We start from the raw sequence: 9129 nt of genomic DNA on the forward strand, positions 1-9129 counted from the left end.
GGATAGTTTTATGGATCACGTCATTTATACCGCGATGGGTGCTGCGCGCCAAACGCTGGAACATCAGGCCGTCACAGCCAACAATCTGGCCAATGCTTCGACACCGGGTTTCAAAGCCCAGCTTGCCGCACTGCGTTCTGTGCCCATTGAAGGCGAAACTCTGCCGACCCGCACATTGACCGTTGCTTCCACCCCCGGCATGGATAGCCGTCAGGGGCCCATGAATTATACTTCCCGCCCGTTGGACGTGGCTGTCGGACAAGGTGGCTTTCTGGCTGTCCAACTCGACGATGGGACAGAAGCTTATACCCGCAACGGTGGTATCCAGATGTCACCAGAAGGGCAATTGATGGTGCAGGGGCGTATGTTGATGGGCGAAAACGGGCCGATCGATGTTCCGCCACAGGCTGAACTTACTATTGCGGCAGATGGTGCCATTTCTGCCTTGATTGCCAGCGATCCTCCGACACTGCTGGGGCAGATTGGTAAGCTGAAAATCGTTAAACCGGAAGCGGGCCAAGTGGTGCGGGGCGATGATGGCCTGTTTCATTTAACGCCACAGGCGCGGGAACAGCAGGGCAATGAACTGGCAGCCAGCACGGAAGTAAAAATCATGCCGGGTGTACTGGAGGGCAGTAATGTCAATCCGGTGGAAAGCATGGTGAACATGATTGCCAATGCGCGTCGTTTTGAAATGCAGATGAAAGTCATACACAGTTCCGATGAGAATGCCCAACGGGCTAACCAAATTCTCGCCATGAGCTGAATCGGGAACAGGGGATAAATTCATGATCCGATCTTTATGGATTGCCAAAACTGGGCTGGATGCTCAGCAAACAAATATGGATGTTATTGCCAACAACTTGGCAAACGTCAGTACCAATGGTTTTAAACGCCAGCGCGCGGTTTTTGAAGATTTACTCTATCAGACCGAACGCCAGCCCGGCGCGATGTCGTCTGAACAAACCAATCTGCCATCTGGCTTACAGATTGGTACAGGAGTTCGTCCGGTGGCGACAGAGCGGCTGCACAGTCAGGGTAACTTGGCACAGACCAACAACAGCAATGATGTGGCAATCAAAGGACAGGGATTTTTCCAGATCCAGATGCCTGATGGCACAACCGGTTATACCCGTGATGGTTCATTTCAGAAGGATCAAAACGGGCAATTGGTTACTGCGGGTGGTTTTCAGGTTGTGCCTGCCATCATCATTCCAGACAATGCCACCAAAATGAGCATTGCCCGTGATGGGATTGTGAGTATCAACGTGCAGGGGCAAAACGCACCTCAGCAGGTTGGTCAACTGACGCTGACCACTTTTATTAACGAAAGTGGCCTGGAAAGCATCGGTGAGAACTTGTATCTGGAAACCAACAGTTCCGGTGTCCCTGTAGAAAATGCACCGGGAATCAATGGGGCTGGTCTGCTCTATCAGGGCTATGTTGAAACGTCCAATGTCAACGTGGCGGAAGAACTGGTCAATATGATTCAGGTTCAGCGAGCCTACGAAATCAACAGTAAAGCCGTATCGACTTCTGACCAGATGCTGCAAAAACTGACCCAGTTATAACCTATACCCAATAGATTTCCCGTTGCAGCCAGCAAAGCAGCAACGGGAAAATGAAAGGTATAATTATTAATCAGGATAGTCGGGGAGGAAATTCTCCGGCTATTTCCGCGATAAATTTAAGAGCATCTAAGATGGATACAATGCCCGTTGCCGAGAACAACGTAGCTTATGACTCTCCCGGTTTACGGAAAAACCGGGGATATAAGTGGCGCATCAGCATGGCTCTGGCGGTACTGTCACTGGCGGGCTGTGCCTATATGCCGCACAAACCGCTGGTGAAAGGAGCGACAACCGCAAACCCCGCCGAAGCCCCTGCTCCAACACCAAATGGTTCTATTTTTCAGGTTTCCCAGCCGGTTTATTACGGTTATCAGCCGTTGTTTGAAGACCGCCGTCCCCGCAATATCGGTGATACGCTGACCATTATTCTGCAAGAAAATGTCAGTGCCAGCAAAAACTCCTCAGCCAACGCCAGTCGCAGTGGAAAAACCGGTTTCACGGCTGCTCTGACCCCCCGTTTCTTAAAGGGATTGATGGGCGGCGACAAAACGGATTTGAGTATGGAAGGCGATAGTGAATTTGGGGGCAAAGGGGGAGCCAATGCCAACAATACCTTCAGGGGCACGATTACCGTGACTGTTGATAGGTTGCTGGCCAATGGCAACTTACATGCTGTGGGGGAAAAACAGATCGCCATCAATCAGGGAACGGAATTCATTCGCTTCTCTGGCGTTGTGAACCCGCGCACCATTACCGGCACCAATACGGTGAGCTCCAATCAAGTAGCAGACGCCCGCATTGAGTATGTTGGTGATGGTTATATCAACGAGGCACAGACAATGGGTTGGTTGCAACGTTTCTTTATGAATATCTCACCGTTTTAAAAGAGGATGGTCAGGATGGAAAAATTAGTCGCCAGCCTTTTTACACTTTTACTGGCATTATCCAGCATATTCGTGTCTGGCACCGCTTCGGCAGAGCGCATTCGTGATTTGGTCACCATTGAGGGCGTTAGGGATAACGCATTGATTGGCTATGGTTTAGTGGTCGGGCTGGATGGGACGGGCGATCAGACCATGCAAACTCCTTTTACCACCCAAAGTCTGAGCAATATGTTATCGCAGTTGGGGATCACTGTGCCGCCCGGTACGAATATGCAGCTTAAAAACGTGGCTGCTGTGATGGTGACAGCCAAACTGCCTCCTTTTGCGCGTTCAGGGCAAAATATCGATGTTGTGGTTTCCTCATTGGGTAATGCCAAGAGTCTGCGGGGAGGAACATTGCTGATGACGCCCCTGAAAGGGATTGATAATCAAGTGTATGCGCTGGCACAGGGTAATATTCTGGTCGGTGGGGCAGGTGTCAGTGCCGGTGGTAACAGTATCAAAATTAATCAGCTTGCGGGTGGGCGTATTTCCAATGGTGCGGTGATTGAGCGGGAGTTGCCGACCCAGTTTGGTCAGAAAGGAACGCTGAACCTGCAACTGAATAATGATGATTTTAGTCTGGCCGAGCAAATCAGTGATGCAGTCAATCGCCTGCAAGGAAAAGGAACGGCAACGCCGCTGGATTCCCGCACGGTACAATTGCGTTTACCGAGAGAAAACAGTGAACAGGTAAGGTTCCTGTCTCAAATTCAGAACCTGAATATTCGCGTGGATGCGGGTGATGCCAAAGTGATTTTCAATTCCCGCACGGGATCGGTTGTGATGAACCGCAATGTTACGCTGGATAGCTGCGCCATTGCACATGGCAGCCTGTCTGTCACTGTTGAACGTCAGACGGCGGTTAATCAGCCTAATACCCCATTAGCGGGGGGCAACACCGTAGTGACCCGTAATACGGGGGTCGGAATTCAGGAACAGGGCGGTGCATTGCAACAAGTTAATGCCAGTGCCAATCTCACACAGGTTGTCCGTGCATTGAATGTCCTGGGCGCGACACCGACAGATTTAATGTCCATTTTGCAGGCGATGGAAACAGCGGGTTGTTTGCGGGCGAAACTGGAGATCATCTGATGAGTGATTTTTTGACAACGCCTACTGCGGCTTACGACGTCAATTCGCTGCATTCACTGAAAGCTAAATTGTCACAGGAACCACAACAAGGGCTACGTCAGGTAGCCCAGGAACTTGAAGGCGTTTTCGTTCAGATGATGCTGAAAAGTATGCGTTCCTCGTTGCCACAAGATGGCATATTGAGCAGTGATCAGACCCGTTTTTATACGTCGATGTACGATCAGCAGATTGCCCAGGATCTTTCCCAAAAGGGGCTGGGTTTTGCCGACATGATCGTCAAGCAATTTTCCAACGCGAACAACGTTGCCAGCGAACAGGCCGGAACGGTACCGATGCCGCTGGATAAAGAATTCCTGCAAACATTGCCGAAGCAGGCACTGGAACAGTTTATGCGCCGTACCATGACGGCGCCGTTTTCTTCGGCGGCTTCCAAGGGTTCCGTGCAATCGAAGTCATTGCCAGTTAGCAGTACTGACTTTGTTTCCATGCTCTCCCTGCCTGCGCAGATAGCGAGCCAGCAAAGCGGTATCCCTCATTTGTTGATCATTGCACAGGCGGCGCTGGAATCCGGCTGGGGACAGCGGGAAATTCTGACAGAGGAAGGCAAACCGAGCCATAACCTGTTTGGCATCAAGGCCGGCAAGCATTGGAAAGGGGCGGTCACCAACATCATGACAACGGAGTACATTGAGGGTGAACCGAAGAAGATGCACGACAGTTTCCGGGTTTATGGCTCTTACCGGGAAGCAATAACGGATTACGTCAAACTGCTGACGGAAAATCCGCGTTACGCTAAGGTCGCGCAATCAACGACGGCAGAGCAGGGCGCATATTCTTTACAGAGTGCGGGATATGCCACCGACCCGGGCTACGCCAAAAAACTGGTGTCACTGATCCAGCAGTTAAAGAGTACCGGAAATCAAATGGTAAAAGCCTATACCGATGATTTCGACAACCTGTTTTAATCGAACAGATTAACGCCGTTTTTGTTCAAGGATCAGAGAATATTGCCGATAACTGTAGCAGTGAATTACCTCCCATGACGGAGGCATAACGAAAACGTAAAAGGATCTACACATGTCTAATAGTCTTATGAATACTGCCATGAGTGGTATTAATGCTGCGCAGGTGGCGATGGGTGTAGTGGGTAATAACATTGCCAACTCCAAGAATGTGGGCTATAACCGACAGACAACCGTGCTGACACAGAATAACGGAACCCTGTCACCGGCGGGTTTTATTGGCAATGGTGTGGCTGTCAGTTCGATTAACCGCGAATATAGCGAGTTCATCAACCAGCAACATAGCTCTGCACAAACCAAACATGCTGCTCTGACCGCTTACAACCAGCAAATCACCAAAATTAATGATCTGTTGGCCGATAAGGACACCAGCCTTTCTAATTCCATCGAAGAGTTTTTCAAAAGTCTGGGTGCGGCTGAAAGTAATGCGGAAGACAGTGCGGCAAGAACGACGGTTCTGGGTAAAGCCGAAGGATTGGTGAGTCGATTCAAAGAAGCGGATGAATTTCTGCGTCAGATAGATAACAGCATCAATTCTCAAATTGAGCAGAATGCCAGAGAAATCAATAAATACGCCGAAGAAGTTGCCACGCTGAACAATGAAATTACGCGTATGCGCGGTACGGGTACGGGCGAACCACTGGCTTTACTGGATAAACGTGACGAAGCGGTCAACAAATTAAACCAGCTTGTTGACGTGAATGTAACTCAGCAGGATGGGGGCGTTTATAACGTCTCATTCGGTGGTGGCATGTCACTGGTATCGGGCAGTAAATCCTATCGGCTGGAAGCGATCTCATCCAGCACTGACAGCAGTCGTATCACGCTGGGCTATAACAACGGCACCGTGGGAACGAAAGAAATTGACGAGCGCTTTATCTCACAAGGCACATTGGGTGGTGCATTGCAGGTACGCAGGGAAGTTGTAGATTCAAGTCGCAATCAATTGAACCAATTGGCTCTGGTAATGGCTGATCAGTTTAATCAGGTGCAAAACGGCGGTTTTGATCTGAAAGGCAAGCCGGGTGTCGATTTCTTTAACTTCACCAAGCCGGATGTTATTTCCAACAGCAATAACAAAGGAACGGCTGATATTAAGGTGGAATATGCAGATACCACCAAAGTGAAAAATAGTGACTATACCCTCAAATATGAAGGCGGAGATTGGAAAGTACAGCGCGTTTCTGACAAGGCAGCGGTTCCTGTTACCAAGAATGGCAATGCGCTGGAATTTGATGGACTGAAAGTTGAAATCGATGCTGCTCATTCTCAGGATCACGATACCTACACGCTAAAAACCGTCAGTAACGTAGTGGCAACACTGGAAGTGAATCTCCAAGATTCTTCTCAACTGGCGACTGCGGGTGATAAAGATGCCGGCCCAAGTGATAACCGCAACGCGAAGAAATTTCTTGCCTTGCAGGATCAGCGTCTGATTGATGGCAAGTCTTCTTTTGCGGGGGCTTATGCGTCACTGGTTAGTCAAGTGGGGAGTAAGGCCAATGAAGCTCAGGTCAGTGTCGAAACACAGGGGCATATCGTTGACAAACTCTATGCGACCCGCGAATCGATTTCTGGCGTCAATATGGACGAAGAATATGGCGCCATGCAACGCTTGCAGCAGTACTATCTGGCAAACGCCCGTGTGATCCAGACAGCGGCGACCTTGTTCGATGCTATTTTGGGCATTCGCTAATTACCGCCCGGTTGATAATAAAAAGGACGTGATATTGTGCGTGTAAGTACGAATCTATTATACAGTCAAAAAATGGATGGGATTTTGGGCGCCCAATCCAAATGGATGCGCTATGGTGAGCAACTGTCCACGGGGAAACGGGTTATTAACCCGTCAGATGATCCCTTAGCGGCTTCACAGAGCATCATGGTTTCTCAGTCTGAATCGAAAAACCAGCAGTTTATGACAGCGCGTATTTTTGCCAGAAATTCCATGTCAGCTCAGTTAAGCATCACCTCAAATATCGTTTCGGTTGCGACCAATGTTTTTGAGACTTTGGTGGCGGCAGCGGATGAGCAGAGTGATCAGGATCGTGAATCCTATGCGCAGCAGTTGGAGGGTTTTAAACAACAATTGCTGAACCTCGGTAATAAAACGGATGGTAATGGCCGTTATATCTTTGGGGGTTACAAAACCGACGTTCCACCGTTCAAAGCGGATGAGTCTGGGAAAATTCACTATAAAGGCGGACATGAAGAAATTACCCAGCAAGTTGATGATAACCGCTCGATGATCATTGCTCATACGGGGAAGCAGGTTTTTTTATCGACAACAACCAATCCGATTAAAGAACCCGGTGGTGGCACTGGAGAGGCAGATGTTTTTGCTACCCTCGATCTGGCAATCAAGGCGTTGAGAACGCCATACAGTACAGCCAGTGAGTCGGAAAAAAATGATGCTATGGAGCTGATCAATAAAGCCAACCGTGGTATCCGCAATAGTCTGGACAACTTTTCTTCGGTAGAAGCCGTTCTCGGTCTTCAGCTTCAGGAACTGGAACAACTGGATTCGCTGGGCAGTGAGCGCAGCATATCCAATAAAGTCCGTACAGGGGAATTGGTGGACGTGGATTGGGCATCGTCCATTTCCAGCTATTATCAGCAGCAGGCTGCCCTGCAAGCTTCTTATAAAGCTTTCACTGACTTAAAAGGTTTGTCTCTATTTGAGATGTATCGCTAAGTCAGCTTGGTATAAATTTTTTCTTTTCAGTCCCTTACCTGTTTCTCTGCAACATGGGGAAATGGGTATTGGATGCTCTTTGGTCGGTTTATTGCTTGTCCATTGGTGACGTATTAATGCACTTAATCTTCCTTTGGTACTTCTTCTCTCGCATTCAACCCGTAATCACGAATCATATACAGGATCTTAAGCAATAACGCGTTATTTTAGGTAGAAAAAAGGCTTCATTTATGATCTGATAATCGTCGCCAAACTCATATCAAAACCACGGATGAAGCCTGTGACGATTATCGCTATAAAACACCAGTTAATGCAATTCTTCAGTGACATTTCTTTGCAACATATTGCTTTCCAATGTGCGTTTATGAAACGCATCAGAAATATCGAGCCCCACGTGTTGATCCTCAGCCTTATCGCTGCACTGAGCACGGGTAAAATCACGTCTATTGCCCAGTTACACCAAAAATTTAATGGCCTGTGCCCGGATAAAAAGCAACCAGTCAGTTACCGCCCCTTTTATAACCAGCTCCGTAAAGCGGCTTTTGTCGAATTTGTCAAAATATTGGTCAGATTTGCCATGGCGCAATGGGTGGAGAAACAGGTCTCCTCACCCCAAAAGCTCATGAAATTTAAACAGGTTATTCTCCAAGATGGGAGTTCGTTCAAAGTCCATTCTGCCCTGGCCGATGTTTTTCCCTATCGTTTCAGGACAACGGGGGCCGCGGTGGAATGTCACATGACAATGTCCTTGCTGACTCAGTCACCGGTAAAAATGACCGTGACCGCAGATACCGCCCCTGAGCGGGCTTACCTGCCTGTACCGGCGATGTTACGTGACCAATTATTATTGGCCGATGCCGGTTATGTCGACTTTGCGTATTTTGAGCAAGTGTCACTTTCCGGTGGTTCGTTTATTGTCAGGGGAAGCAAGTCCCTTAATCCTCAGATAGTGGTGGCCCGCAATGGTCAGGGGAAATTATTGCCCAAGCTGCTCAATAAGCCGCTGAAATCCATCACTCGCCGAACCAACCGTTCCGAAGGGCAGTGTCGCGTTAACGGCGGCAAGTTAGCAAAAGTGGTGTTGCCGGTTATTTAGGCCGCCAGCAAATAGAATTGTTCCGCGGGTGATAATCCATCACTTTGTGGATGTTGATATTGCCCTTTGCGTATCATGTGAATCAGTTCGATGCCGGCCAGGAGCGTCTGTGCCCGGCGAAACGATTTGAACCCCAGCATCTGTCGTATCCGACGTTTGATATTGCGGTGATCTTGCTCAACCAGATTATTCAGGTATTTATTTTGCCGGATTTCAATCCCCTGCTGAGGCGATCCTTCCGCATTGAGGAGAGTGAGCGCGGCAGTATTGGCCCCACTTTTATCGATAGTCACGACGGCGGGTCTGCCGTGCTGGCGTATCGCTTTACGGAAAAAACGCTGGGCAGCCATTGCATCGCGGCGAGCGGTCAGCAGGAAGTCAACCGTCTGACCGTCGGTATCGACCGCCCGGTAAAGGTATTTCCACTGACCTTTCACTTTGATATACGTTTCATCCATTCGCCACCGGGAGCCACCGGGAGCCAACGGGCTTTTTGCGAGGTCGGAAAGCCTTGCCGAGCAGGGGCACCAGACGTAACACCCAACGATGTATTGTGGCATGGTCGACCTCAATGCCGCGCTCTGCCATCATCTCTTCGAGATTGCGCAGACTCAAGGCATAAGCGAGGTACCAACGGACACATTGGGCCATGATATCGACAGGATAATGGAGGCGTTTAAACGCGTTTCGGATCAGGGACATCACTCTGGACTCGCTCAAAAACAGG

Annotated in this window: 8 protein-coding genes and 1 pseudogene; 8 read left to right on the forward strand and 1 reads right to left on the reverse strand. The window is 49.2% G+C overall.

The annotated features are described in order from the left end of the window. The first annotated feature begins 10 nt into the window (after positions 1-10). From XBJ1_RS08305 to XBJ1_RS08340, 8 genes are all read left to right on the forward strand, one after another. The gene (locus XBJ1_RS08305) at positions 11-766 is read left to right on the forward strand and encodes a flagellar basal body rod protein FlgF (protein ID WP_012988433.1); all 756 of its coding nucleotides are present in this window, start codon (positions 11-13) and stop codon (positions 764-766) included. 22 nt (positions 767-788) lie between these two features. Further along, entirely contained in the window at positions 789-1571 is a 783-nt protein-coding gene (gene flgG, locus XBJ1_RS08310) for a flagellar basal-body rod protein FlgG (protein WP_012988434.1), read from the forward strand. Positions 1572-1702: 131 nt separating this feature from the next. After that, positions 1703-2455 (forward strand): flagellar basal body L-ring protein FlgH, encoded by a 753-nt coding sequence (locus tag XBJ1_RS08315; RefSeq protein WP_012988436.1) that lies wholly within the window; start codon positions 1703-1705, stop codon positions 2453-2455. A 15-nt stretch (positions 2456-2470) separates the two neighbouring features. Next, positions 2471-3589 carry a flagellar basal body P-ring protein FlgI gene (locus XBJ1_RS08320; RefSeq protein ID WP_012988438.1) on the forward strand — a complete coding sequence of 373 codons (1119 nt, stop codon included), beginning with the start codon at positions 2471-2473 and terminating at the stop codon, positions 3587-3589. Next, entirely contained in the window at positions 3589-4554 is a 966-nt protein-coding gene (gene flgJ, locus XBJ1_RS08325) for a flagellar assembly peptidoglycan hydrolase FlgJ (protein ID WP_012988439.1), read from the forward strand. The genes XBJ1_RS08320 and flgJ overlap by 1 nt, the downstream gene beginning before the upstream one ends. Before the next feature lie 112 nt (positions 4555-4666). Next, on the forward strand, positions 4667-6307 hold the full coding sequence (gene flgK / locus XBJ1_RS08330) for a flagellar hook-associated protein FlgK (protein ID WP_012988440.1): 1641 nt from the start codon (positions 4667-4669) through the stop codon (positions 6305-6307). Between the two features lie 36 nt (positions 6308-6343). Further along, on the forward strand, positions 6344-7306 hold the full coding sequence (flgL, locus tag XBJ1_RS08335; protein WP_012988441.1) for a flagellar hook-associated protein FlgL: 963 nt from the start codon (positions 6344-6346) through the stop codon (positions 7304-7306). 280 nt (positions 7307-7586) lie between these two features. Continuing rightward, a complete protein-coding gene (locus XBJ1_RS08340) occupies positions 7587-8402 on the forward strand; it encodes an IS4 family transposase (RefSeq protein ID WP_041573269.1) in 816 nt (271 codons plus the stop codon). Here XBJ1_RS08340 and XBJ1_RS08345 read toward each other — a convergent pair. Next, positions 8399-9104: pseudogene (locus tag XBJ1_RS08345) on the reverse strand (IS6 family transposase). The gene XBJ1_RS08340 and the pseudogene XBJ1_RS08345 overlap by 4 nt on opposite strands. Positions 9105-9129: the final 25 nt, after the last annotated feature.

Source organism: Xenorhabdus bovienii SS-2004 (assembly GCF_000027225.1).
Lineage (GTDB): Bacteria > Pseudomonadota > Gammaproteobacteria > Enterobacterales > Enterobacteriaceae > Xenorhabdus > Xenorhabdus bovienii_C.